Source organism: Streptomyces sp. NBC_01474 (assembly GCF_035918215.1).
GTDB classification, from domain to species: domain Bacteria; phylum Actinomycetota; class Actinomycetes; order Streptomycetales; family Streptomycetaceae; genus Streptomyces; species Streptomyces aureus.
The window spans coordinates 6617689-6640958 of sequence record NZ_CP109449.1 but is presented as its reverse complement, the minus strand read 5'-3'; the positions used below and the strand labels follow the sequence as shown (position 1 = coordinate 6640958).

At 70.6% G+C, this 23270-nt stretch carries 21 protein-coding genes, 2 tRNA genes and 1 pseudogene; 13 read left to right on the top strand and 11 right to left on the bottom strand.

The genetic code is table 11. From position 1 onward, the window contains the following. The first annotated feature begins 183 nt into the window (after positions 1-183). Positions 184-1071, top strand: coding sequence for a D-2-hydroxyacid dehydrogenase (locus tag OG758_RS30405; RefSeq protein ID WP_326716083.1), 888 nt, complete (start codon positions 184-186; stop codon positions 1069-1071). 76 nt (positions 1072-1147) lie between these two features. Beyond that, entirely contained in the window at positions 1148-2551 is a 1404-nt protein-coding gene (locus OG758_RS30400) for an amidase (protein WP_326712853.1), read from the top strand. On the opposite strand, the gene OG758_RS30395 is transcribed toward OG758_RS30400, so the two are convergent. Further along, a complete protein-coding gene (locus OG758_RS30395; protein ID WP_326716082.1) occupies positions 2538-3038 on the bottom strand; it encodes a DUF3830 family protein in 501 nt (166 codons plus the stop codon). The two genes, OG758_RS30400 and OG758_RS30395, sit on opposite strands and share 14 nt — an antisense overlap. A 109-nt stretch (positions 3039-3147) precedes the next feature. On the opposite strand from OG758_RS30395, the gene ehuB reads away from it, so the two are divergent. The 6 genes from ehuB (at position 3148) to OG758_RS30365 (ending at position 7369) form a co-directional block, all read left to right on the top strand. After that, positions 3148-4065 carry an ectoine/hydroxyectoine ABC transporter substrate-binding protein EhuB gene (gene ehuB / locus OG758_RS30390; protein ID WP_326712852.1) on the top strand — a complete coding sequence of 306 codons (918 nt, stop codon included), beginning with the start codon at positions 3148-3150 and terminating at the stop codon, positions 4063-4065. After that, entirely contained in the window at positions 4062-4808 is a 747-nt protein-coding gene (ehuC, locus tag OG758_RS30385; protein WP_326712851.1) for an ectoine/hydroxyectoine ABC transporter permease subunit EhuC, read from the top strand. Before ehuB ends, ehuC begins: the two co-directional genes overlap by 4 nt. Before the next feature lie 47 nt (positions 4809-4855). After that, on the top strand, positions 4856-5473 hold the full coding sequence (gene ehuD / locus OG758_RS30380; protein WP_266569388.1) for an ectoine/hydroxyectoine ABC transporter permease subunit EhuD: 618 nt from the start codon (positions 4856-4858) through the stop codon (positions 5471-5473). Next, on the top strand, positions 5463-6278 hold the full coding sequence (gene ehuA, locus OG758_RS30375; RefSeq protein ID WP_326712850.1) for an ectoine/hydroxyectoine ABC transporter ATP-binding protein EhuA: 816 nt from the start codon (positions 5463-5465) through the stop codon (positions 6276-6278). Before ehuD ends, ehuA begins: the two co-directional genes overlap by 11 nt. A 197-nt stretch (positions 6279-6475) precedes the next feature. After that, entirely contained in the window at positions 6476-7234 is a 759-nt protein-coding gene (locus tag OG758_RS30370; RefSeq protein ID WP_326712849.1) for an IclR family transcriptional regulator, read from the top strand. Positions 7235-7295: 61 nt separating this feature from the next. Next, positions 7296-7369 (top strand) — tRNA-Lys (locus OG758_RS30365). Positions 7370-7607: 238 nt separating this feature from the next. Here OG758_RS30365 and OG758_RS30360 read toward each other — a convergent pair. The 3 genes and pseudogenes from OG758_RS30360 to OG758_RS30350 all read right to left on the bottom strand — a co-directional run. Beyond that, positions 7608-8267 (bottom strand): response regulator transcription factor, encoded by a 660-nt coding sequence (locus OG758_RS30360; protein WP_326712848.1) that lies wholly within the window; start codon positions 8265-8267, stop codon positions 7608-7610. Then, positions 8252-9517 carry a sensor histidine kinase gene (locus OG758_RS30355; RefSeq protein WP_326712847.1) on the bottom strand — a complete coding sequence of 422 codons (1266 nt, stop codon included), beginning with the start codon at positions 9515-9517 and terminating at the stop codon, positions 8252-8254. The genes OG758_RS30360 and OG758_RS30355 overlap by 16 nt, the downstream gene beginning before the upstream one ends. 107 nt (positions 9518-9624) lie before the next feature. After that, a pseudogene (locus OG758_RS30350) lies at positions 9625-9999 on the bottom strand (winged helix-turn-helix transcriptional regulator); the annotation flags it as partial. Between the two features lie 109 nt (positions 10000-10108). Here OG758_RS30350 and OG758_RS30345 point away from each other — a divergent pair. Then, positions 10109-10945, top strand: coding sequence for an NAD(P)H-binding protein (locus tag OG758_RS30345; protein WP_326712846.1), 837 nt, complete (start codon positions 10109-10111; stop codon positions 10943-10945). A gap of 23 nt (positions 10946-10968) precedes the next feature. Here OG758_RS30345 and OG758_RS30340 read toward each other — a convergent pair whose 3' ends face one another. The 7 genes from OG758_RS30340 to OG758_RS30310 all read right to left on the bottom strand — a co-directional run bounded on the left by OG758_RS30340 (position 10969) and on the right by OG758_RS30310 (position 17715). Further along, positions 10969-12636, bottom strand: a complete 1668-nt coding sequence (locus OG758_RS30340; RefSeq protein WP_326712845.1) for an AMP-binding protein — start codon at positions 12634-12636, stop codon at positions 10969-10971. Between the two features lie 53 nt (positions 12637-12689). Further along, entirely contained in the window at positions 12690-13115 is a 426-nt protein-coding gene (locus OG758_RS30335; RefSeq protein ID WP_326712844.1) for a DUF3592 domain-containing protein, read from the bottom strand. Between the two features lie 12 nt (positions 13116-13127). Beyond that, on the bottom strand, positions 13128-13568 hold the full coding sequence (locus OG758_RS30330) for a DUF3592 domain-containing protein (RefSeq protein WP_326712843.1): 441 nt from the start codon (positions 13566-13568) through the stop codon (positions 13128-13130). Between the two features lie 98 nt (positions 13569-13666). After that, positions 13667-14263: a lytic polysaccharide monooxygenase auxiliary activity family 9 protein gene (locus OG758_RS30325; protein ID WP_326712842.1), complete on the bottom strand. Its 597-nt coding sequence runs from the start codon at positions 14261-14263 to the stop codon at positions 13667-13669. Between the two features lie 89 nt (positions 14264-14352). Further along, the gene (locus OG758_RS30320) at positions 14353-15003 is read right to left on the bottom strand and encodes a nucleoside/nucleotide kinase family protein (RefSeq protein ID WP_326712841.1); all 651 of its coding nucleotides are present in this window, start codon (positions 15001-15003) and stop codon (positions 14353-14355) included. 10 nt (positions 15004-15013) lie between these two features. Further along, entirely contained in the window at positions 15014-16234 is a 1221-nt protein-coding gene (locus OG758_RS30315) for an SPFH domain-containing protein (protein WP_326712840.1), read from the bottom strand. A gap of 155 nt (positions 16235-16389) precedes the next feature. Beyond that, positions 16390-17715 (bottom strand): peptidoglycan-binding protein, encoded by a 1326-nt coding sequence (locus tag OG758_RS30310; protein ID WP_326712839.1) that lies wholly within the window; start codon positions 17713-17715, stop codon positions 16390-16392. Between the two features lie 186 nt (positions 17716-17901). Here OG758_RS30310 and OG758_RS30305 point away from each other — a divergent pair. The 4 genes from OG758_RS30305 to OG758_RS30290 all read left to right on the top strand — a co-directional run bounded on the left by OG758_RS30305 (position 17902) and on the right by OG758_RS30290 (position 23263). Next, positions 17902-17975, top strand: a tRNA-Lys gene (locus OG758_RS30305). Between the two features lie 272 nt (positions 17976-18247). Beyond that, positions 18248-18958 (top strand): FadR/GntR family transcriptional regulator, encoded by a 711-nt coding sequence (locus tag OG758_RS30300; RefSeq protein WP_326712838.1) that lies wholly within the window; start codon positions 18248-18250, stop codon positions 18956-18958. A gap of 451 nt (positions 18959-19409) precedes the next feature. Beyond that, a complete protein-coding gene (locus OG758_RS30295) occupies positions 19410-21329 on the top strand; it encodes a glycosyltransferase family 2 protein (RefSeq protein WP_326712837.1) in 1920 nt (639 codons plus the stop codon). Next, entirely contained in the window at positions 21326-23263 is a 1938-nt protein-coding gene (locus OG758_RS30290; protein WP_326712836.1) for a kelch motif-containing protein, read from the top strand. Before OG758_RS30295 ends, OG758_RS30290 begins: the two co-directional genes overlap by 4 nt. Positions 23264-23270: the final 7 nt, after the last annotated feature.

Below are 23270 nucleotides of genomic sequence, written 5' to 3'. Positions count from 1 at the left end.
CAATGAAGCGGACCATCGTTGCGAAACGGTTTCTGCCGATGACCGGCCCCATGTCCAACTCGACGACCAGCCGGATTCCCGGCCCGATGCCCATGACGGCCCGGCCCGACGACCGGAGCGAATGTGTCTGACGTGACCCTGCTGGTGCTCGACGACGACCCCCCGCCGCGCCTGGGCCGGCTCATGGGACGGGCGCGCGTCGTGCACGCCGACGAGTCGACGCTCGCCGCTCAACTCCCCTCGGCCGACGTGCTGCTGGTGTGGGACTTCCTGTCCGACGCGGTGCGCCGCGCCTGGCCGGGCGAGGGCCCGCGCCCGCGCTGGGTGCACACCGCGAGCGCGGGCGTCGACCGGCTGATGTGCCCGGAACTCGCCGCCTCGGACACGGTCGTGACGAACGCGCGCGGCGTCTTCGACCAGCCGATCGCCGAGTACGTCGGCGCGCTCGTCCTCGCCATGGCGAAGGACCTGCCGCGCACGCTCGCTCTCCAGGGCGAGCGCGAATGGCGCCACCGCGAGACGCAGCGCGTCGCGGGTACCCGGGCGTGCGTGGTGGGCTCCGGGCCGATCGGCCGGGCGATCGTCGCGACGCTGAAGGCGCTCGGGATCACGGCGGCGCTCGTCGGGCGCACCGCGCGGTCCGGCGTGCACGGGCCGGCCGACCTCGGGCGGCTGATCGCCCGCGCGGACTGGGTGGTGTGCGCGGCGCCGCTGACCGACGACACGCGCGGCATGTTCGACGCGCGGCTCTTCGGGATGATGCAGCCGTCCGCCCGCTTCATCAACGTGGGCCGAGGGCAGCTCGTCGTCGAGGACGATCTCGCCGACGCGCTGGCCAAGCGGTGGATCGCGGGCGCCGCGCTCGACGTGTTCGAGCACGAGCCGCTGCCGCAGGACAGCGCCCTGTGGACCGCGCCCGGCCTGATCGTCTCCCCGCACATGAGCGGCGACACGGTCGGCTGGCGGGACGAACTGTCGCGCCAGTTCGTGGAGTTCTACGAGAAATGGGCGTCCGGGGAGCCGCTTCCGAACGTGGTCGACAAGAAACGTGGGTATGTCCCCGGACACTGACCGATCCGAATGATCTGGCTGATCCAACTGATCCAGGTCCCGGACCGGCACTCCCGGATCGACCTGAGGAGAGCGGATGACCGAGCTCACCGAGCTGACCGCGGAAGCGCTCGTCGACGGCTATCGCAAGGGCGATTTCAGCCCCGTCGATGCCACGCGGGCCGTCCTGCGCCGCATCGAGGAGGTGGATCCCGCGGTCAACGCCTTCGTACGGCTCGACGCGGAGACCGCCCTCGCGCAGGCGGAGGCGAGCGCGGAGCGCTGGCGCAGAGGTGAGCCGCAGGGGCTGGTGGACGGGGTCCCGGTGTCGGTGAAGGACATCCTGCTGATGCGCGGCGGGCCGACGCTGCGCGGCTCGCGCACGGTGCGGGCCGAGGGCCCGTGGGAGGAGGACGCGCCGTCCGTGGCGCGGCTGCGCGAGCACGGCGCGGTGTTCGTGGGCCGCACGACGACGCCGGAGTTCGGCTGGAAGGGCGTCACGGACTCGCCTCTGTCGGGCGTGACCCGCAATCCGTACGACCTCTCGCGCACCTCGGGCGGATCGAGCGGCGGCAGCGCGGCGGCGGTGACGCTCGGGGCGGGGCCGCTGTCCCTGGGCACCGACGGCGGCGGCTCGGTGCGGATCCCGGCGGCGTTCTGCGGGATCTTCGGCCTGAAGCCGACCTACGGGCGGGTGCCGCTCTATCCCGCGTCCGCGTTCGGGACGCTCGCGCATGTGGGGCCGATGACGCGGGACGCGGCCGACGCGGCACTGATGATGGACGTGATCACCGGCGCGGACTGGCGTGACTGGACACAGCTCGGCCCGGTGGAGGGCGGTTTCCGCGAGGGGCTGCGCGGCGGGGTGCGGGGCCTGCGCGTCGCGTTCTCGCCGTCGTTCGGCGGGCAGGTCGCGGTGCGGCCGGCGGTCGCGGCGGCGGTCCGCAAGGCGGTGGAGGGGCTCGCGGGGCTCGGGGCGTACGTCGAGGAGGCAGATCCGGACGCCACGGACCCGGTCGAGGCGTTCCACACCCTGTGGTTCAGCGGGGCGGCGCGGGTGACGCAGAACCTGTCGCCCGCACAGCGCGCGCTGCTCGATCCGGGCCTGCGCGAGATCTGTGCGCACGGGTCCGGGGTCAGCGCGCTCACGTATCTCGCGGCGGTCGACGCGCGGGCCGAACTCGGGCGGCGGATGGGCCGGTTCCACTCGTCGTACGACCTGCTGGTGACGCCGACGCTGCCGCTGACGGCGTTCGAGGCGGGCGCCGAGGTGCCCAAGGGGTCGGGGCTGCGGCGCTGGACGGGGTGGACGCCGTTCACGTACCCGTTCAACCTGACGCAGCAGCCGGCGGCGACCGTCCCGGTGGGGGTGGACGCGGACGGGCTGCCGGTGGGTCTTCAGATCGTCGGCGCGCGGCACGCGGACGCGCTGGTCCTGCGTGCCGCGCACACCTTGTACGAGGCGGGGATCGCCGGGATTCCGGCGCCTACGCCCGCCTGAACGCGAGCGTCTCGCCCAGCGCGCCGCCGCGCCACAGGTCCTGGCAGGCCTCGGCCATCCGGTCGAGGCCTTCCACGACCTGGCCCCAGACGATGCCCGGGACCCAGCCGACGTCGCCGTTGATCAGCAGGTTGTTGCGCTCGTAGAAGAGGGCGAGGTCGACGACGGCCGCGCCGGGCTTGAGCTCGGCACCGGATTCGTAGCCGTATGCCTGGGTTCCCAGTTCCGTACCGGAAAAGGAGAAATAGCAGAGGTCCCCCGGAATGGGGGTGATGGTCGGATTCTCCAGGGGTGGCTCCCGGTCCGCGAATGCCGGGAAAAGGGCGTAGATCTCGTTGCGCGCGTATTTCGCGTGGTAGACGTCGGAGCCCAGTGGAAGCGCGTCCCACACCGCCGCACAGGTCTGCGGAGCGCGGTCGTCGAGCAGCTTTGCCGTGCACTGAACTCCCCGCTTGGCGAGGGAGACTTCGATGTATCGGTCGGCCATGCCCTCCATGTTCAGCCCCATGCTCCCCCCTGGGTCAAGGGCGCCCCGCTCGCATCAGGGGCTTGAACTGATACGCATAGGTCGTGTCGAGTCGGGTAGCCGCGCGCCCATGGCTCCACCTATTTGGAATGTCACAGAAGGAACACGAAGCCTAGAAAGCAACAGAAGGGGCATACGCCGACGATCCCTGCTCATCGGTGCCACCACTGTCGGAGCGGCCGGCGCCCTCGGGGCCGCGGGTTGCAGCCGCGTACCGAACGGCGACACCCTCGCCCGGCTCCAGGGGCAGGGCACGGTGCGTCTCGGGATCGCGGGCGAGGTGCCGTACGGCTACATCGACGACAGCGGCAAGTTCACGGGTGAGGCCGTCGAACTCGCCAAGGTCATCTTCAAACGGCTCGGTGTCGGCCATGTCCAGCCCGTCGCCACCGACTTCAGCTCCCTGATACCCGGCCTGCAGACCCAGCAGTTCGACGTGGTGTCGGCCGGGATGTACATCAACAAGGAGCGCTGCCAGCAGGTCATCTTCTCGGACCCCGAGTACCAGATGCTGGACTCCTTCATCGTCCGCAAGGGCAACCCGAAGGACCTGCACGACTACGCGGACTGCGTGAAGGCGAAGGCGAAGTTCGGCACCGGCACCGGCTACGCGGAGATCGCCTACGCGGTCGAGGCGGGCTACAAGGAGAGCGACATCGTCATCCTCCAGGACCAGGTCGCCGGCCTGAACGCCGTGGAGGCGGGACGCATCGACGTGTTCGCCGGCACCGCCCTCACCACGCGTGAGGTGACGAAGAAGAGCCGCAGGGCCGAGCACACCGAGCCGTTCGCTCCCCTGGTCGGAGGCAAGAAGCACGTCGACGGCGGCGGATTCACGTTCCGCTCGAACGACACCCAGATGCGCGACGCCTTCAACAAGGAGATCCACAAGATGAAGGCGAGCGGCGAACTCTTCCGCATCCTGCGGCCGTTCGGCTTCACCCAGGCCGAGATGACGAAGCTGACCGCAGAGGAGCTGTGCAAATGACAGCGGGACTGTGGGAACACTGGGTCCTTCCGGGCATCTGGATCACGATCCAGCTGACCGTGTACAGCGCGGCCCTCGCGACCGTCGTCGCCTTCGGCGTGGGCATGGCCCGCACCCACCGGCTGAAGACCGTGCGCTTCGTCGCCGGCTTCTACACCGAGGTCTTCCGCGGCACGTCGGCGCTGATCCTGATGTTCTGGATCTTCTTCGTGCTGCCGCAGCTCGCCGGCTGGTCGCTGGTCCCGATGTGGGCCGCGGTCCTGGCGCTCGGCCTGTCCTACGGCGCGTACGGCGCCGAGGTGGTGCGCGGCGCGCTCAACGCCGTGGCGCCCGCGCAGCGCGAAGCGGGGGTCGCGCTGAGCTTCACCCCCTGGCAGCGGATGCGGCTGATCCTCTTGCCGCAGGCCGTACCGGAGATGATCCCGCCGTTCTCGAACCTGCTGGTCGAGCTCCTCAAGGGCACCGCCCTGGTCTCGCTGCTCGGCATCGGTGACGTCTCGTTCGCCGCGTATCTGGTGCGCCTCGCCACCCAGGAGAGCGCCCAGATCTACGCGATCACCCTGGTCATCTACTTCGTGATCGCCTTCCTGCTCACGCGCGGGATGCGCGCGCTCGAGCGCAAGACCAAGGCCGGCATAGGCCGGCGCCCCGACCCGGGAACCGGCCTCATGCGCAAGCTCAACATCCGTCAGGCGACGGAGACCGCTCCCGTTCCCACCAGCGCGGGAGGTGGCGGCGCGTGATCACCACCGCATCCGGCACCTGGGACTGGTCGGCCGTCGCCGACTTCATGCCGCACTTCTGGGACGGCGTGCTCGTCACGCTCCAGGCCCTCGTCCTCGGCTCGCTGATCTCCTTCAGCCTCGGCCTGGTCTGGGCCATCGCCTTCCGCGCCCCGACGCGCTTCGTGCGCTGGCCGGTGGGCATCGTCACCGAGTTCATCCGCAACACCCCGCTGCTCGTGCAGCTCTTCTTCCTGTACTTCGTGCTGCCGGAGTGGGGCATCCAGTTCTCCGCCCTGACCACCGGCATCGTCGCCATCGGCCTGCACTACTCGACGTACACCGCGCAGGTCTACCGCGCGGGCATCGAGGCCGTGCCCGCCGGCCAGTGGGAGGCGGCACGGGCGCTGAGCCTGCCGTACCGCAGGACGTGGACGGCGGTGATCCTGCCGCAGGCGATCCGCCGCGTGATCCCGGCGCTCGGCAACTACGTGATCGCGATGCTGAAGGACACCCCGCTGCTCGCCGGGATCGGCGTGCTCGAACTGCTTCAGCGGTCCCGCCTGGAAGCGGCCCAGACCTTCCAGTACACGGAGGCCCTGACCGTCGTGGGTGTCGCCTTCATCGTCATCGCCTACCCCTCCTCCCTCCTCCTCCGAGCCCTGGAGCGACGTCTTGTCCGCTGACGCGAACCTCCCCAAAGACCAGCCGAACCCCAAGGTGGACGGCAGCGAGCTGATCCGCTTCGACAAGGTCGTCAAGCGCTTCGGCGGCAACACCGTCCTCGACGAGCTCGACTTCTCCGTCGACTCGGGCAAGCACGTCACGCTGATCGGCCCGTCGGGCTCCGGCAAGACGACGATCCTCCGGCTCCTGATGACCCTGATCAAGCCCGACGAGGGCACGATCAAGGTCAACGGCGACTACCTCACGCACGAGGAGAAGGCCGGCACGCTCGTCCCGGCCGGCGAGAAGCACATCCGCGAGGTCCGCAAGAACATCGGGATGGTCTTCCAGCAGTTCAACCTCTTCCCGAACATGAAGGTCCTGCGCAACATCATGGAGGCGCCGGTCACCGTGCTCGGCCTCTCCAAGGACGAGGCGGAGCAGCGCGCCCGCGAGCTGCTCGACATGGTCGGTCTCGGCGACCGCTGCGACGCGTACCCGACGCAGCTCTCCGGCGGCCAGCAGCAGCGCGTCGCCATCGCACGCGCCCTCGCGATGCGGCCGCAGGTGCTGCTCCTCGACGAGGTCACCTCCGCGCTCGACCCGGAGCTCGTCGCCGGCGTCCTGGACGTGCTGCGCGACATCGCGCACACCACGGACATCACGATGCTCTGCGTGACCCACGAGATGAATTTCGCCCGCGACATCTCGGACCAGGTCCTGATGTTCGACGCGGGCCGGGTCATCGAGTCCGGGTCGCCGGAGAAGATCTTCAGCGATCCGGAGCACGAGCGGACGCGGGAATTTCTCAGCGCAGTTCTGTGACCACGATCGGTGAGGGCCGTTAAGTATCGAGGTCCCGAACCTGGGGCATGACTTTGGCATATGCCAGGGTGGCGCGTTCCTGCTGACAGACCCGGAGCGCGCCACCAAAGTCGCCAACAGGCGCCCCACAAAGGCCCCTTGACGGCTATCGTGGAGCGCGGCCAGCTGTCCGGAACCGGTCCTTGCAGGGGGATGCCGTGGCGCTGAAGCACGAGCCGATCGCGCAGCACCACTCGGTGCAGCACGCCCTTCGTGTGCTCGAAACCGTCGCACGACGCGGCGTCGGCGTCACCGGCACCGAGCTCAGCAACGAGACCGGGCTGCCCGCCGACCGGCTCACCCCACTGCTGCGCATGCTGCGCCGCGACGGGTACGTGGAGCAGACGTCCGACGGCGCGTACGTCACGGGCGAGACGCTCACCAGCCTCGGCTCGGCGCAGGGCCGCGAGGACGCGCTCACCACAAGCCTCCAGCGCACCCTCGACCGGCTGCGCGAGACGGTGGGCGCGGCGGTCTATCTCAGCCGGTACGTGGACGGCGAGATCCGCATCACCCAGTTCGCCCAGGGCCCCACGACCCCCGCAGTCAACGAGTGGGTGGACTTCCGCTCCGCCGCGCACGCCAGCGCGATCGGCAAGAGCCTCCTCGGCCAGCTCGACCTCAACGGGCGGCGCGACCACCTCTCCCGCCACAAGATGGCCCGCCTCACCTCGCGCACGATCACGAACGAGCGCGTCCTGCTCTCCAAGCTCGACGCCCAGCCCGCGACGGTGCCGGTCCTCGACCTCCAGGAGTACGCGGTGGGCACGGTGTGCGCGGCTGTCCCGATCACGGCAGGCTCCTCGGTCGGCTGCCTCGCCCTCTCACTCCCCCTGGAGCACGCCCACCGCCTGCACCACGCGGCGGACACCCTGAACCGCGGGGCGGCTCCGGTGCTGCTCTCCCTGACGATCTAGGACCCACGCCCGGGGTGTGCGAAGCACCCCTCAGGACCAGGTATTATTTTCGAGTCAGCAGGCGCCGCTAGCTCAGTTGGTTAGAGCAGCTGACTCTTAATCAGCGGGTCCGGGGTTCGAGTCCCTGGCGGCGCACAGACAAGCGAAGGCCCTCCACGCAAGTGGGGGGCCTTCACTTATTGGCAGGCCCGCCCCGACGCAGCCAAGGCGGCTGGGGGTCCGGGGGGCACCCCCCGGAAAGACACAGCATCAGCGGGTCCGGGGTTCGAGTCCCTGGCGGCGCACAGACACAGCGAAGGCCCTCCACACGAGTGGAGGGCCTTCACTTATTGGCAGGCCCTCGCGGAGCCTTTCGCGTGCGGCCGCGCACGCATCAAGCCCGCAGATAAGCCAGCACCGCCAGCACCCTTCGATGGGTGTCCGAGTCGTCGGCCGGTGGCAGGTCCAGTTTTCCCAGGATGTTGCCGATGTGCTTGCCGACTGCGGCCTCGCTCACCACCAGGTCCCGGGCGATCGCGCCGTTCGACCTGCCCTCGGCGACCAGGGCGAGCACCTCGCGCTCGCGCGGGGTGAGGCGCTCCAGGGGGTCGCGGCGGCGGCGCAGCAGCCGGCGTACCACTTCGGGGTCGACGACCGTGCCGCCGGAGGCAACCCGTTCCACCGCCTCGACGAACTGCTCGACCTGCCCGACGCGGTCCTTGAGCAGATAGCCGACGCCGGTGCCGTCGCCCGTGTCGAGGAGCTCGGCCGCGTAGGAGCGCTGCACGTACTGGCTGAGGACCAGGACCGGCAGGCCGGGGCGATCGGCACGCAGGGCGAGCGCGGCGCGCAGGCCCTCGTCCTGGAAGCCGGGCGGCATCCGTACGTCGGTGAGGACGAGGTCCGGCGAGTGCTCGGCGACGGCGGCGCGCAGCGCGTCCGCGTCGCCGACCGCGGCGACCACCTCGTGCCCGAACCGGGCGAGCAGGCCCACGAGGCCCTCGCGCAGCAGCACCGCGTCCTCGGCGAGGACCACTCTCAGGGCGCTGGGCACGGAATCTCCAGGGACAGTGCGGTCGGCCCACCGGCCGGGCTGCTGATCGTCAGTGTGCCATCGAGGACGGCGAGCCGGTCGGCGAGTCCGGTGAGCCCGCTGCCGCGCACGGGGTCGGCGCCGCCGCCTCCGTCGTCGCGCACGTCGATGACGAGGCGGCCGCGCTCGTGGCGTGCGGTGAGCCAGGCGCGGGTGGCACCGCTGTGCTTGGCGGTGTTGGCGAGGGCCTCGCACACCGCGAAGTAGGCGGCGGACTCGACGGGTCCGGGCAGGCGGGGCAGGTCGATGCGGGTGTCGACGGGGACGGCCGAGCGGTCGGCGGCGTCGTCGAGAGCGGCCGCGAGCCCGTAGTCGACGAGGACCTGGGGGTGGATTCCGTGGATCAACTCCCTTAGCTCCACGAGGACTTGGCCGGCCTCGTCGCGCGCGGCGGCGATGCGTTCGGCGAGCGGTCCCGTCGCGGGGGCGTCGAGGCCGGCGAGTCCGAGGCTCATCGTGAGGGCGACCAGGCGCTGTTGGGCACCGTCGTGCAGGTCGCGCTCGATGCGGCGCCGCTCGGCCTCGAACGCGGCGACCAGGCGCGCCCGCGACCTGGTGACCTCCGCGAGCCGCGCCTCCTCCTCCGTCTCGCGGGGCGCGAGCAGCAGCCGGGCGAGCGCGCCCCGGGCTGCGGCGTAGGCGCCGAGCGGGTAGAGGAGCACCGCGAGCAGGGCGAGCCCGGCGACGGTGCACAGGGCGGCCTGCCCGTACGAGTCGATGAGCCAGAGCTTCACGACCCGGGTGTCGTGCCCGGCGCTCGCGAGCTGGAGCGGCGCCGCCGTCACCGCCCCCGCCAGGCCGATCGTGCAGGCCAGGACCAGCAGGTCGAGCGGCCACAGGACGAGGGCGAGGAGCGCGGCGTAAGCGAGTTCGCGCCAGGTGGCCTGCTCACCGAGGCGCATGCGCAGCCAGGCCGTGGCGCCGGGGTCGGCCGGTGTGCGGTGCGGGCTGGGCGCCGTCTGCCCGGTCACGGGCCGCAGCCGCCGTCGCTCCAGCGCCCCGACCGGGACCCCGGCGAGCGCGAGCAGGGCGAGCAGCGGCAGCCCCACGAGGACGAGGGAGAGCACGGCGCCCGCGACGCCGAGCGTCACGAAGGTGACCAGGAGCGGCGCCCCCACGAGCACCCCTCCCGAGAGATACCCGGCGGCGCGCCACGGGGCGCTGCCGCGCAGGTAGGAGGGACCACGCAGGGAGGCGGCGAGGGAGGTCATCGGGCGGGGCCGGCAGCCGGAGAGCGCCCGGCAGCCGGGGACGGCCCCGTAGCAGGGGACGGCCCCGTGACCGGAGTCGGCCCCGTGACCGGAGACGGACCTGTCGACTCCCCCGCGTCGAACCTCTGCCGGGCCTCCTCGACCAGGGGAAGGTGCCCGGACGACCACTCGGCGAGTGTCGCGAACAGCGGGGCGAGGCTGCGGCCCAGGTCGCTGATCTCGTACTCGACCCGCGGCGGCACCTCCGGGTAGTACGTGCGCACGACGAGTCCGTCGCGCTCCATCTGCCGCAGGCGCTGCGTGAGCACCTTCGGCGTGATGGTGCCGATGGCACGCTGGAGCTGCACGAAGCGCTGGGTGCCGTACTCGTTGAGCGCCCACAGGATCGGCGTGGTCCAGCGGCTGAAGACGATGTCGAGGACCGGCGAGATCGGGCAGGCCTGCTCGGGCCCGCCGCCCTGCCACCGCGTACTGCCGCTCATACAGCCCTCCCGGGAAGTCACTTTCCTCTAGGTACCTACTTTACTCAGGATGCTAGCTTTCGAGAACCGAGCGGGGCCTCAAGAACCCCGCAGGACAAGGGAGTTGAAGATGATCGTTGTCACGGGTGCCACCGGGAACGTCGGCCGTCCGCTCGTCACCGCCCTGAACGCCGCGGGCGAGCAGGTCACCGCCGTATCGCGCCGCCCCGCGCCCGACCTGCCCGTACGCCACGTCCAGGCGGACGTCGGCGACGCGGAGAGTCTGCGGCCCGCGCTGGAGGGGGCCGACGCGCTGTTCCTGCTGATCGGCGCGGAGCTGCATCAGGCCGGGGAGCCGGCGGCCGCCGTGCTCGACGCGGCGAAGGCGGCCGGCGTGCGCCGGGTGGTCCTGCTCTCCTCGCAGGGGGCGGTGACGCGGCCCGACGCCGTCTCGCACGCCAGGCTGCACGCGTTCGAGGAGGCCGTACGCCAGTCGGGCCTGGACTGGACGCTGCTGCGCCCCGGCGGGTTCGCCTCGAACTCCTTCGCCTGGGCCGACTCCGTACGCGCCCACCGCACCGTCGCCGCCCCGTTCGCCGATGTGGCGCTGCCGGTGATCGACCCGGCGGACATCGCCGCGGCGGCAGCCGTCGTACTGCGCGAGGGCGGTCACGCGGGCCGGGCCTACGAGCTGACGGGACCGGCGGCGGTCTCACCGCGCGAGCAGGCCGCGGCACTCGGCGAGGCGATCGGCGCCGAGGTGCGGTTCACCGAACTGAGCCGCGCGGAGGCCCGCGCCTTCATGACGCGGTTCATGCCGGAACCGGTCGTGGACGGCACGCTCGACATCCTCGGTTCGCCGCGCCCCGCCGAGCAGCGGGTGAGCCCGGACGTGCGGACCCTGCTCGGCCGCGACCCCGGCACGTTCGCCCAGTGGGCGGCCCGCAACGCGGCGGCGTTCGCCTGACCGGCCCCACGAGCACACCCGGCTCACCGGTCCAGCAGTTCCGACCTCCCGTGTGCCGCGTACTCCTCCGTGAGCGCCACGACGTCGGCATCGGTGAGGCGCCGGTACCCGCTCTCCCCCGGTGGCCGCCACCACACGGGGTCGGCACACCGGAACCCTTCGCGGCGCAGCCCCACCCGGTGCACCTTGTTCGTCGCGGTGACAGGCATCCGCTCCACGATCCGGACGAAGCGCGGCGCCATCTTCGTCCCCAAGTCGGCCTGGGACAGCAGGAACTCGGCGAAGGCGAGCGGGTCGAAGGGGCCGGCCGTGTCCGTCCCGCGCAGGGCGAGAGTCGCCATCACCTGGTCGCCGGCCACCGGGTCCGGCACCCCGTACACGGCGACGGCGGCGGCATATACGTACCGGGCGAGGATGTTCTCGATCATCGCGGGCGCCAGGTTCTCGCTGTCGACGCGCAGCCGGTCGTCGGTGCGGCCCGCGAAGTACAGGAACCCCTCGCGGTCGCGGTAGAAGAGGTCCCCCGTCCAGTACCAGCCGTCCCGCACCCGCTGTCCGTACGCGTCCTCATTGCGCCAGTACCCCTCGAAGGGCGTCCGTCCCCGGTTGACCAACTCCCCTATCGCGGCCGCCCCGTTGAGGAGCCGCCCGTCCACGTCGAAGTCCGCGGGCGGGCACTCCCGCCGAGTGACCGCGTCGACGACGGCCAGGTCGTCCCCGGGCGTCGCCCGGCCTATCGCCCCGGCCGGCGTTCCCGCCGAGCACTGGATGGCGGCGCCGCCCTCGGAGGACCCGTATCCCTCGACGAGCCGCACCCCGAACCGCTCGGCGAACCGCGCCGCGTCCACCGCCCCCGCCTCCGTGCCGAAGCCGACCCGCAACGGGTTGTCCCGGTCGTCGGGCCGCTCGTCGGTGGCCAGGATGTACTGCACGGCCCGCCCGACATACGTGAAGTACGTGGCTCCGTACGCCCGTACGTCGTCCAGGAAGCGTGACGCCGAGAACTGGCGCCGCAGCGCGACGCCCGCGCCCGCCGCGACGGCCGGCGCCCAGTCGGCGATCACCGCGTTGCCGTGGAAGAGCGGCATGCAGATGTAGTGGACGTCGTCGCGGCGCACCCCGAACTGGCCGACGAGGGACTGCCCGGCGGCCGCAAGCCGCCCCTGTGAGCAGATCGCGGCCTTGGGCGCGCCCGTGGAGCCGGAGGTGAAGTACAGCAGCATGCGGGTTGCGGGGGTGGCGCGGGCGGGATCGGGCTTGGCGCCCGCGTACGGCGCGAGCAGTTCGGCGTACGCGTCGGAGTCCGTCACCAGGATGCGTACGCCCGGGAGCCGGAGACCGTCGAGCAGCGGCAGATGGGCGCGCTCGGTGACGAGGACGCGGCAGTCGGTGTGCAGGATGTCGCGGGCGAGTTCGGGGCCGCGCCGGGTCGGGTTGACGCCGGCGACGGCGGCGCCCGCGAGGGCCGCGGCGCTCAGCCAGAGCGGGAACTCCGGGGTGTTGTCGAGGAGTACGCCGAGGTGCGGATCGGCTCCCCGGGGCAGCAGGTCGGCGAGGAGCGCGGCCCGGGCGGCGGCGCCCGCGGCCACTTCGTGATGGCTGAGGACCTGGTCCTCGCACCACAGTCCGGGGCGGTGGTCGCCCCATCTTTCCTGTACGAGTTCCGCGACGGTACGCCTCATGGGACCCATGACCGCGCACCATAATTGACGTACCGTCAGAAGTGGAGACCCCCGGCGGCGGATCAGCCGTACTGGACCATGACGTTGATGGGTATGCCGATGGTCACGACGATGACGACGAGGCCGAAGATCACGCCGAACGCGTCCTTGCCGGGACTCGGCTCCGACGCGGTGGCCTTGTCGGGCTGCTGGACCGTGTAGTGGACGACCACCTCGTCACCGGCGGCCCGGCTCGGCGGCCCACCGGATTCCTTGAACCGGATCGCTCGCCGGTCGGCGGTGGTGAAGTCGTACTCGTGCCACTGGATCCGGCGGGCGATGTTGTTGACCACCTGGACCGTCACATAGGCCCGGACGACCCGCGCTCGCGCGGTCAGCCCGCTCCGCCAGGCGGCCTGCCGCTCGTTGCTTCTGCGGACGATCGCGTAGCCGGCCCAGATCAGGACGAGGATCAGGGCCGGGAAGAGTATGTGGAAGACGGCATCCATGGGGGCCTCGGGTCAGAAGGGCATCTCGGCGGCGGCGACAACGAAGAACACGCAGAAGGCGACGACGAGACCGAGGAAGCCCAGGAGGAACACCATGCCCGCCGCGGCCCGCACCGGGGCCGGGGCGTGCGCCGTGGCACGGTCGGGGCGGTCGGCGGTGTAGTACACCATCACGACATCGCCCTGCACGGTGGTCGCGAGCCCGTTGGCCTCCTCGAACCTGACGGGGCGTCCGTCACCGGCCGTGAACTCGTAGACGTGGTGCTGTGTGGTGCTCCGGTGGCCGTCGCTGTCACGCCTCGTCGAGGTGAACGCGCGCAGACAGCGGGCCTCTGCGGTCAGACCGCTCGCCCAGGCCCTTCTGACCTGCATCGATCGGCGCGTCAGCGTCACCGCCATGAAAAGCGCCACCGACGCGATGAACACCGGCACGATCAAGAACAACACCTGCATGGCCATCCCCCGATACCACGTTCCGTGCGCGCCGCCCCGGGCGGAACGGCGTGCACGGAACCTACCCGCGCGAAGGCCCCGGGAGCCTCAAGCCATGCTCAGAACTGAACGTCCGAGCACGCGTAGAACGCGTTCGCCGTGTCCGCGATCGTCCACACCGCGAGGATCACGTGGTGGCCGCTCTTGCCGGAGGGCAGGGTGCCGGTGTGCGAGAGGGTGGCCGGGGGCTGGCCGCTGAACGGCACGGTGAGGAACGGCGCGGTGTCCAGGTCGGCCCTGGTCAGCGGCTTGCTGTCGTCCCAGCCGTTCTTGGTGATGTAGTAGCGGAAGTCCGTGGTGGAGTGCCGCGCGGTGAACTGCCAGCGGAAGGTCTGGCTCGCACCCGCGGTGACCTTGGTCGTCGGCCAGGCGGTGCCGTCGGGAGCCTTGGCGCCGTTGAGCGCGCCGAACTCTCCGTGGTTCGCTGAACAGATCGTGCCGTCGGCGGGGCCGGCCGCCGGGAAGCCCTTGGGGCCCTCGACGCTCTGCGGCTCCCACTGGATGTTGCCGCATCCGGTGACCGTGCCGTCGGCGCAGAGTTTCTGCCGGCTGATGGGGAGGTCGGTGTAGCCGTGGCTGCTCGCGCCGCCCGACGAGAGCACGAAGGCCCCCGCCGTGGTGAGGCCGAGCAGGGCCGCGTAGATCCTTTTTCGCATGCTGCCGCTCCTGGAGAACGTGGGGGAGTTCCGGTGAGCCGTGCGCACAGTGCTACATCAGGTCTAGACCAAGGCACAGATTATTGCCGTCAGTTGACCGTGTCCATACCGAAAGACATGTCCATACCAATCGTGGAGAGGATCCGGTCGCATCTCTCCCGGGAGGTCTCGACCAGCTCGCCGTTGGGCGCGTCATTCCCGGCCACCCACGCGCGAGCCCCCGCCGCGTCCCGTCCGCCCGCCAACTGCCGCTCCACCAGCCGGACTTGGCGCACCTCCACCGGAGCCTCGACGTACCAGCACCCCGCCATCAGCTCCCGCGCCTCCCGCCAGCCCGGCAGGTCGCACGCCAGATAGTTCCCCTCGGTCACGACGAGCCGGGCCGCGGGCGGCACCAGATGCCGGGCGGCCACGGGCTCGTGAAGGGTGCGGTCGTAATCGGGTACGTAGATGTCCGCGGCGGTGTCGTCGAGGACCCGCCGCAGCAGCGCCACGTACCCCCGCACGTCGAAGCTCGGCTCGGAGCCCTTGCGCGCGGTCAGCCCGAGGCGTTCCAGCTGGGCGTTGGCCAGATGGAATCCGTCGAGCGGCAGATACGCGGCCTGCTCCCCGATCCGCTCGACCAGGGCCCGCGCGAGCGTGGACTTCCCGGCTCCGGGCGGGCCCGCGATCCCCAGCAGGACACGCGGGCCCGACGCGGTGAGCTTCCGGGCTTCGGCCGTCAGTCTCGAGATCCCCATGGCGGGGACTCTACGACGCGTCGCCGCCCCGGCCGGTGTAGAACGCCACCGTCAGATCCTTGACCAGCGCCTTGCGTTCGTAGTCGTCCAGCTCGACCAGACCGCGCGCCGTCAGCCGCGTCATCGTGTCCTCGACCGAGTCGACCACCGACGTCAGGACGCTGTCCCGGTGCTGCGCGTCGAGGGCCGCGATCCGGCGTCGCTGCATCGCGGCGGCGACCTCGGGCGCGTACTCGATCCTCGTCGGCTGCGCCGAGAACACCTCGATGCCGACGGGCGCCACGTCGGCGGCGAGCTGCCGGGTGAGCGCGTCGCCGACGGCCTCCGCGTCGCGCAGGGTCGGGGCGTCCTGGTGGAAGGCGTCGGCGGGCAGCTGGGAGAGCACCCGAGCCATCGCCGCCTCCACGCACTGGCGCAGATACTCCTGGTGGTCCTCCACGCCGAGCGCGGCGCGCGCGGTGTCCTTGATGCGCCACACGACGAGGATGACGACGCGCAGAGCGACCCCGTTCGCGTCGACCGCCGGCATCGCCTCGCTGCGCCAGTGCCGCAGGCGTACGTCGGTCCGGCGGCGCAGGAACAGGGGGTTCACCCACGTCAGGCCGGTGCGGCGGACTGTTCCGCGGTAGCGGCCGAAGAGCGTGAGCACCCACGCTTTGCCGGTCCGGCCGCGCGCGAGACCGCCGAACCCGAACAGGGCGAGCGCGCCCGAACCCGCGACGGCCGCCCAGTGGACGGGCCCGGGCTGCGCCCCCGCCGGGACGGGTAGCGCCGTGATGCGCGGCAGCACCCCGCCCCACCACAGCGACGCGGCGCCGCCCACCGCGCCCGCGAGACCGCCGAGCACACCGACCGCGCCGGGCAGCGTGCGCCCGGGGCGCTCGACGAGGTCCGGGTCGACGACCGGCGCCGGACGCGAGGGCGGTCGCGGCGGCAACCGGCGCGGGACGTGCGGCTGCTCGCCGCTGCTCCGCCGGCGCCCGACGACGGCCGGCCGCAGCCGCACCGAGACGGGGGCGGGCCCGTCCCGGGAAAGCAGATGCACCGGGATCTCCGTGGTGGCCCCGCCGCGGATCAGCCGGGCGCCCCACCCGCCGGACGTCTCGGTTCCCGGCTCGGCGACGCCCGCGGCGCGGACTCCCGCGGACACCCCGTGACCGTCACGCGCACCGCCGCCGTCGGCCTCCGTGGGCGGCTCGGGCCTCTCCGGCCACTCAGTCGTCGTACTCATCCTTGCCTCCGTACTGGATCCGTACATCCGCGATGACCTCCGGCCCGGCAGAGCCGGAGGGGGCGGGGTGCGCGGCGAGGCGAGTCGCCGCGCCCCCCGGGGCCGCGTGCGGCCGGCGGGACCTCAGGCCCCGCCGGCGGCCGGCCGGTGGGCGTTCACGAGAAGAGCCGTCGCCAGGTCTCGGGCCCCGGGTAGCCGTCGGCCGCGCCGCCGCGCCAGCCCTGGGACCGCTGGAACGCCTCGACGCCCCGCCGGTCGGTCTCGCCCCAGCGGGGGCCCGGGCCATTCGTGTACCTCTTGCCGAACCCCTTCTTCACCAGTTGCCTGCCGAGCTGGGTGACGTACGCGTTGCTCGCGCCCGGCCGGAACATGCCGCGCCCGGGATAGGGCGGCACCTTCGACGCGGCGGAGCCGGGGCGGGACGCGCTCCCGGCGACGGGCGGAATGTCCTTGCCCTTGCCGCCGACCAGATAGGCCCAGGTCGTGGACCCGGGCAGGCCGTCGGCGTTCGCGCCCGTCCAGCCCTGCGCGCGCTGGAACGCCTGCGTGGCGAGCCGGTCGGCCTCACCCCAGCGCGGCCCGGGTCCGGTCGTGTAGAACCGCCCCCCGCCCCGGTCCACGAGCAGCTTCCCGAGCCGCGTGACGTGCGCGTTGCCCGCCCCGGCACCGAACGACCTGGCGCCCGGGAACGCCGTCGACGCCGAACCGCCGACCGCCGCCTTCTCCTCCTGCTTCAGCCCTTTGTAGCGATAGGGCACATAGTGGGACGAGTTGCTCCAGTAGGCATAGGGCGTGGACTGCTTACGGGCGCGGGGCGGCGTCTGCTCGTAGGCGACGTAGTAGGTGTGCGTGTAGTCGGTCCAGCCACCGAAGAGGACGACGTGCGAGCCCTTCTGAGGGTTCGACGGGTTGTGGAAGAGCAGCATGTCGCCGGGCTGGAGCTGCTCGCGCGTGACGCGCGTCCCGTACTTGTTGAGGCTCCCGGTCCATTCATTGCTGCCGAGGTTCCACGCCATGGAGACGAAGCCGGAGCAGTCCTGCCGGTACCCGTCGCTCCAGAACTTCACCATGCTGTACGGCACCTTGGCGGCGAGCCAGACCTTGGCCCGCTTGACGATCGCCGCGCGGGTCGTGGCCGGCAGTCCGGTCACGTGCTTCGGGGGCGAGCCCGGGCTGCCCGCCGGTCCGTGCAGCGGGCCCGACCCGCCCTGCGGGGTCGGCGGCTCGTCCGAGGACGGCAGCCCCGGCCTGACCGGCCCGTGGTCGGACGCGACGGCGGGGACCGTGTGCGCGCCACCGATGACCGTGCCGGCCGCGGCCGCGAGGACGAGGGCGCGCCGGGCGCCGTGGGCGGCGGGGTGGCCGCCGAGACTGATCGTCAGCGACGACGGGGAGCTCCGGGCGGCGCCCCGCCAGTGAAGACACCCCGGGCAGTCGCAGTCGCTCGCAGGATCGAATTCCTCGAACACCGGAGCCTTCATGCGATTCCCCTCACACTCCAGAATGAAATGTCCAACAATCTGCACAAACGGAAGCCTCTCAACTCTCTGGCGATATCGCATGTTGACGGTCCGAATGATTGATTTACCGGATAAATGGGATGATACGGACAGGCGTGGTGGTCCGGAGCACTCCAGGGATTCAGGTAGAGTTCTCCAGGTCAGCAGGCGCCGCTAGCTCAGTTGGTTAGAGCAGCTGACTCTTAATCAGCGGGTCCGGGGTTCGAGTCCCTGGCGGCGCACAGACACAGTGAAGGCCCTCCACGCGAGTGGGGGGCCTTCACTATTGGCAGGCCCGCCCCGACGCAGCAAAGACGGCTGGGGGTCCGGGGGTCATCCCCCGGAAAGACACAGCATCAGCGGGTCCGGGGTTCGAGTCCCTGGCGGCGCACAGACACGGTGAAGGCCCTCCACGCGAGTGGGGGGCCTTCGCCATTGGCGGGCCCTCGTGCGATGGGCCCCTTTCTGCTGCTCGGGGGGCTACGGCTGCCGCTCCTGCCGATAACGTGGGCCCATGGCGCGCGACCTCCAGGAGCGGATCAAAAAGCTCATCATCGACCGGCGGCTTCCGTCCGGTGCCTCCCTGCCCACCGAGCCCGAGCTGATGGAGCTCCTCGGCGTCAGCCGGAACTCCGTGCGCGAGGCGCTCAAGGCCCTCCAGGCGATGGGCATCGTGGAGATCCGGCACGGCTTCGGCACCTACGTCGGACCGATGTCCATGGCCCCCATGATCGAGGGGCTCACCTTCCGCACCGTCGCCGGGCACTACCGCGGCGAGGACAGCCTGCTCCAGCTCCTCGAACTGCGCGAGGCCGTCGAGACCGGCCTCATCGCGCGCCTCGCCGGCCGCGTCCCCGAGGCCGACCTGGCCGAACTGGACGCCCTCGTCGACCGCATGGACGCCGAGGCGGCCACCGACGGCGCCGTGAGCCCGGGCACCGACCGCGCCTTCCACGCGACGCTCTACCGCGGCCTCGGAAACCCGCTGCTCGGCGAGGTCATGGAGGCGTTCTGGGACGCCTTCCACCGGGTACGCACCGACCTCGTCGCCATCCCGCACGACCCGAAGGTCACCGGACTCCAGCACCGCGAGATCGTCGACGCGGTGCGCTCCGGCGACCCGCTGCGCGCGGAGCGCGCCATAAGGGAGCACTTCGGCGACATCCGCACCCGGCTGAGCACACCGACGGGCAACCCGACGGACAAGCCGACGGGCAAGCCATGAGCAACGCCTGAGCACCCCGGCGAGCACCTGACGAGCAACGCCTGAGCACCCCGGCGCGCGCCCCGTGCACGACGCCTGAGCGCCCCATCCGCCCCAACAGGCGTATCAAATCGCACGTATGACCGGTAAACAGCATGTTTCGCTTCGTATCGCCCTTGCGATCATGATGAGGTGCGTAGAACCCTGTCCGGGAGCCATTGGCTCCGATGAGGCAGGCAGCACACGGCAGTTGGGCCGGCACCAGGCCGACGCCGGTTGCGCTCGACTCAGGGACGGGGGCCCCGTTCATGAAGCGATGCCGAGGGGGGCATCATGCAACCGGAAGGCCGTCGTCTCACTCTTAGACGGGGGACCGTGGCCTGCCACTGACACGTCCGGCAAGGTCAAGGGGGACCGAACCGGACGGATGACCGACGACCACGCAGTGACTTGCGTGCGGGGGGAATGACTCATGACGTCGACGCCGACAGGCGCCCGGCAGAACTTCGATCCGTCCCAGACCACCCAGCTACGCGTGCCGCCGCATCGGACCGGCGGTTTCCGGCGCATCAAGAAGGCCCTTCCGCGCTACGACTACGAGCACTACAGCCGGCTCGCGGGGCCGCTGACCCAGCCCGAGCCCGGCAAGCCGTACAAGGTGCAGTACCGCTCGCTGCTCTCGCAGGAGCCGCACCGGCTGCGGGCCGCGCTGATGCTGGGCGCCGCGCCGCTCCTCTCGCTCGTACTGCTCTTCTGGCTGCTCCAGCCCGAGCACTGGACGGAGCGGGACTACCCGGCGTACGACTTCCTGCCCGCGCTCGACATCGTGATGCTGGTGTCGATCGGCCTGATCGAGTTCTTCCGCTGCATGAACGTGCTGTCGAACGCGCACGCCACGCTCGTCGCCCGCGACCCGATCCCGGTGGTGCCCGAGACCGGCACGAGAGTCGCGTTCCTGACCTCGTTCGTGCCCGGCAAGGAGCCGATCGAGATGGTGACGAAGACCCTGGAGGCGGCCGTGAAGCTGCGCCACCGGGGGCTGTTGCACATCTGGCTCCTCGACGAGGGCGACGACCCCGAGGTGAAGGCGGTCTGCGAGCGCCTCGGTGTGCACCACTTCTCCCGCAAGGGCGTCGCGAGGTGGAACCAGGCCAAGGGCCCGCACCGCGCCAAGACCAAGCATGGCAACTACAACGCCTGGCTGGACGCGCACGGCGACGACTACGACTACTTCGCCTCCGTCGACACCGACCATGTGCCGCTGCCCAACTACCTGGAGCGGATGCTCGGCTTCTTCCGCGACGAGAACGTCGGCTTCGTCATCGGCCCGCAGGTCTACGGCAACTACGACTCCTTCGTCACGAAGGCCGCCGAGTCCCAGCAGTTCCTCTTCCACGCGCTGATCCAGCGCGCGGGCAACGCCTACGGCGCCCCGATGTTCGTCGGCACCTCCAACGCCGTACGCATCAGGACCCTCAAGCAGATCGGCGGTCTGTACGACTCGATCACCGAGGACATGGCGACGGGCTTCGAGATCCACCGCGCCAAGAACCCGGCCACGGGCAAGAAGTGGAAGTCGGTCTACACGCCCGACGTGCTCGCCGTAGGTGAGGGCCCGAACGCCTGGACCGACTTCTTCACGCAGCAGTTGCGCTGGTCCCGGGGCACGTACGAGACGATCCTCAAGCAGTTCTGGAAGGCGCCGTTCTCGCTCCCGCCGGGCCGCTTCTTCAACTACACGATGATGGTCATCTTCTACCCGATGTCCGCTATGAACTGGATTCTGGCGGCGCTGAGTTGTGCCCTGTTCCTCGGCCTCGGCGCGTCCGGTGTGAACATCGACCCGACCATCTGGCTGATGCTGTACGGCAACGCGTCCGCGCTGCAGATCGGCCTCTACATCTGGAACCGCCGCCACAACGTGTCGCCGCACGAGCCCGAGGGCTCCGGCGGCATCGCGGGCATGGTGATGTCGGCACTGTCCGCGCCGATCTACGCACGCTCCCTGATGGACGCCGTACTGCGGCGCAAGAGCACGTTCGTGGTGACCCCCAAGGGCGAGTCGGCCAGCCCCGACACGCTGTTCGGCACGTTCCGCATCCACCTGTTCTTCATCCTGGTCTTCGCGGCGTCCATGACCGCGTCCTTCGTGTACGGGCACGCACACCCGGCGATGCTCACCTGGGCCTCGTTCGCGCTGCTCATCACGGCCTCCCCGATCTTCGTCTGGCGGTGGACGATGCGGCAGGACAGGAAGAAGCCGAAGCCACCGGCCGCTCCCCCGGACCAAGGGGAGCACCCGGCTGCGCCGGCGCACGCCGCGCAGGAGAAGCCGAGTTGGGCCGCGCCCGACCAGACCATGCAGATCGCCCTTGGGGGACGTAAGAAATGAAAGACGGTGCCAGCCGCCGCCGTGCCCGACGCATAGCCATCGGCTCGGTGGTGGTGCTAGCGCTTGCCGGGATGAACGGGCCGTGGCTCTACCGGTTCGGTTCGGCGAAGTACCACGAGTACAAGATCAACAGGCCTGAGTACAAGGCCGAGAACGGCAAGTGGGACATCGTCGAGTTCCCCAAGGAGTACCGGCAGAACACGATCCACGCCGCCCTGCTGCATACGGGCAAGATCCTGCTCGTGGCCGGGTCCGGGAACAACCAGGACAACTTCGACGCGAAGAAGTTCGACACCCGGCTCTGGGACCCGGTGAAGGGGACGATCAAGAAGATCCCCACGCCCAGCGACCTGTTCTGCACGGGCCACACGCAGCTGGCCAACGGCAATCTGCTCATCGCGGGCGGCACCAAGAGCTACGAGAAGCTCAAGGGCGACGTCACCAAGGCCGGCGGCCTGATGATCGTCCACAACGAGGACCCGGACGAGCCGAAGACGATCCCCAAGGGGTCCAGGTTCACCGGCAAGGAGAACGGCAAGACCTTCGTCACCAGCGAGAACATCACCATCGAGCGGGCGAAGAAGGTCTTCGACCCCAGGACGGGCAAGTTCCTGCGCAACGACCCGGGCATCCGACGGGTCTACGTCGAGGCGCAGAAGAGCGGCACGAAGTACGAGACGGGCACGCAGGACAACTACCGCGTGCAGGGCCTCAAGGGCGCCGACGCGCGCAACGTCTACGGCATCGCGCAGAAGCTCGCCCTGGACAAGAAGGACTTCCAGGGGATCAGGGACAGCTACGAGTTCGACCCGGTCGCCGAGAAGTACATCAAGGTCGACCCGATGAACGAGGCGCGCTGGTACCCGACGCTGACCACGCTCTCGGACGGCAAGGTCCTCTCGGTCTCCGGGCTCGACGACATCGGCCAGCTCGTCCCGGGCAAGAACGAGACGTACGACCCGAAGACCAAGAAGTGGACGTACACCAAGGGGATCCGCCAGTTCCCGACGTACCCGGCCCTCTTCCAGATGGAGGACGGGAAGATCTTCTACTCGGGCGCCAACGCGGGTTACGGACCCGACAACGTCGGCCGCACGCCCGGCATCTGGGACCTCGCGACCAACACGTTCCGGAAGATTCCCGGGCTGAGCGACCCGAAGCTGATGGAGACCGCCGGCACGGTGGAGCTGCCGCCCGCGCAGGACCAGCGCTACATGGTGGTCGGCGGCGGCGGCGTCGGCGAGTCCAAGGAGTCGAGCCGCCGGACGCGGATCGTCGACCTGAAGGCGAAGGACCCGAAGTTCGTCGACGGCCCCGAACTGGAGAAGGGCACGCGCTACCCGCAGTCCTCCACGCTCCCCGACGACACGGTCCTGGTATCCGGCGGCTCGGAGGACTACCGCGGCCGCGGCGACTCGAACATCCACCAGGCACGGCTGTACGACGTGAAGACCAACACGTTCAAGCGCGTCGCCGACCCGCTCGTCGGCCGCAACTACCACTCGGGCTCGATCCTGCTGCCCGACGGCCGCGTGATGTTCTTCGGCTCGGACTCGCTCTACGCCGACAAGGCGAACACCAAGCCCGGCGTCTTCGAGCAGCGCATCGAGATCTACACCCCGCCGTACCTGTACCAGGACTCGCGGCCCACGCTCGGCGGCGGCACGAAGACCGTCGCGCGCGGCGGCACGGCGACGTACAGGTCGGACCACGCGACGGCGATCCGGACGGCCCGGCTGATCAGGCCGAGCGCGTCCACACACGTCACGGACGTCGACCAGACGTCGATCGCCCTCGACCTGAAGAAGTCGAAGGACAGCGTCACGGTGACCATCCCGAACAACCGCAGCCTGGTCGAGTCGGGCTGGTACATGCTGTTCGTGACGGACGATCAGGGCACGCCGAGCAAGGCACAGTGGGTGCACGTGCCGTAGGGGCGCG

Excerpts from the sequence above, each read along its gene's own strand:
- OG758_RS30315 (WP_326712840.1), bottom strand. The coding sequence starts at position 16,234 with ATGAGTACGACGACTGAGTGGCCGGAGAGGCCCGAGCCGCCCACGGAG.
- ehuB (WP_326712852.1), top strand. The coding sequence starts at position 3,148 with ATGGCTCCACCTATTTGGAATGTCACAGAAGGAACACGAAGCCTAGAA.
- OG758_RS30355 (WP_326712847.1), bottom strand. The coding sequence starts at position 9,517 with ATGACCTCCCTCGCCGCCTCCCTGCGTGGTCCCTCCTACCTGCGCGGC.
- OG758_RS30310 (WP_326712839.1), bottom strand. The coding sequence starts at position 17,715 with ATGAAGGCTCCGGTGTTCGAGGAATTCGATCCTGCGAGCGACTGCGAC.
- OG758_RS30290 (WP_326712836.1), top strand. The coding sequence starts at position 21,326 with ATGAAAGACGGTGCCAGCCGCCGCCGTGCCCGACGCATAGCCATCGGC.
- OG758_RS30405 (WP_326716083.1), top strand. The coding sequence starts at position 184 with ATGGGACGGGCGCGCGTCGTGCACGCCGACGAGTCGACGCTCGCCGCT.
- OG758_RS30300 (WP_326712838.1), top strand. The coding sequence starts at position 18,248 with ATGGCGCGCGACCTCCAGGAGCGGATCAAAAAGCTCATCATCGACCGG.
- OG758_RS30330 (WP_326712843.1), bottom strand. The coding sequence starts at position 13,568 with ATGCAGGTGTTGTTCTTGATCGTGCCGGTGTTCATCGCGTCGGTGGCG.
- OG758_RS30295 (WP_326712837.1), top strand. The coding sequence starts at position 19,410 with ATGACGTCGACGCCGACAGGCGCCCGGCAGAACTTCGATCCGTCCCAG.
- OG758_RS30335 (WP_326712844.1), bottom strand. The coding sequence starts at position 13,115 with ATGGATGCCGTCTTCCACATACTCTTCCCGGCCCTGATCCTCGTCCTG.
- OG758_RS30400 (WP_326712853.1), top strand. The coding sequence starts at position 1,148 with ATGACCGAGCTCACCGAGCTGACCGCGGAAGCGCTCGTCGACGGCTAT.
- OG758_RS30325 (WP_326712842.1), bottom strand. The coding sequence starts at position 14,263 with ATGCGAAAAAGGATCTACGCGGCCCTGCTCGGCCTCACCACGGCGGGG.
- ehuC (WP_326712851.1), top strand. The coding sequence starts at position 4,062 with ATGACAGCGGGACTGTGGGAACACTGGGTCCTTCCGGGCATCTGGATC.
- OG758_RS30345 (WP_326712846.1), top strand. The coding sequence starts at position 10,109 with ATGATCGTTGTCACGGGTGCCACCGGGAACGTCGGCCGTCCGCTCGTC.
- ehuD (WP_266569388.1), top strand. The coding sequence starts at position 4,856 with ATGCCGCACTTCTGGGACGGCGTGCTCGTCACGCTCCAGGCCCTCGTC.
- OG758_RS30340 (WP_326712845.1), bottom strand. The coding sequence starts at position 12,636 with ATGGGTCCCATGAGGCGTACCGTCGCGGAACTCGTACAGGAAAGATGG.
- OG758_RS30320 (WP_326712841.1), bottom strand. The coding sequence starts at position 15,003 with ATGGGGATCTCGAGACTGACGGCCGAAGCCCGGAAGCTCACCGCGTCG.
- OG758_RS30395 (WP_326716082.1), bottom strand. The coding sequence starts at position 3,038 with ATGGCCGACCGATACATCGAAGTCTCCCTCGCCAAGCGGGGAGTTCAG.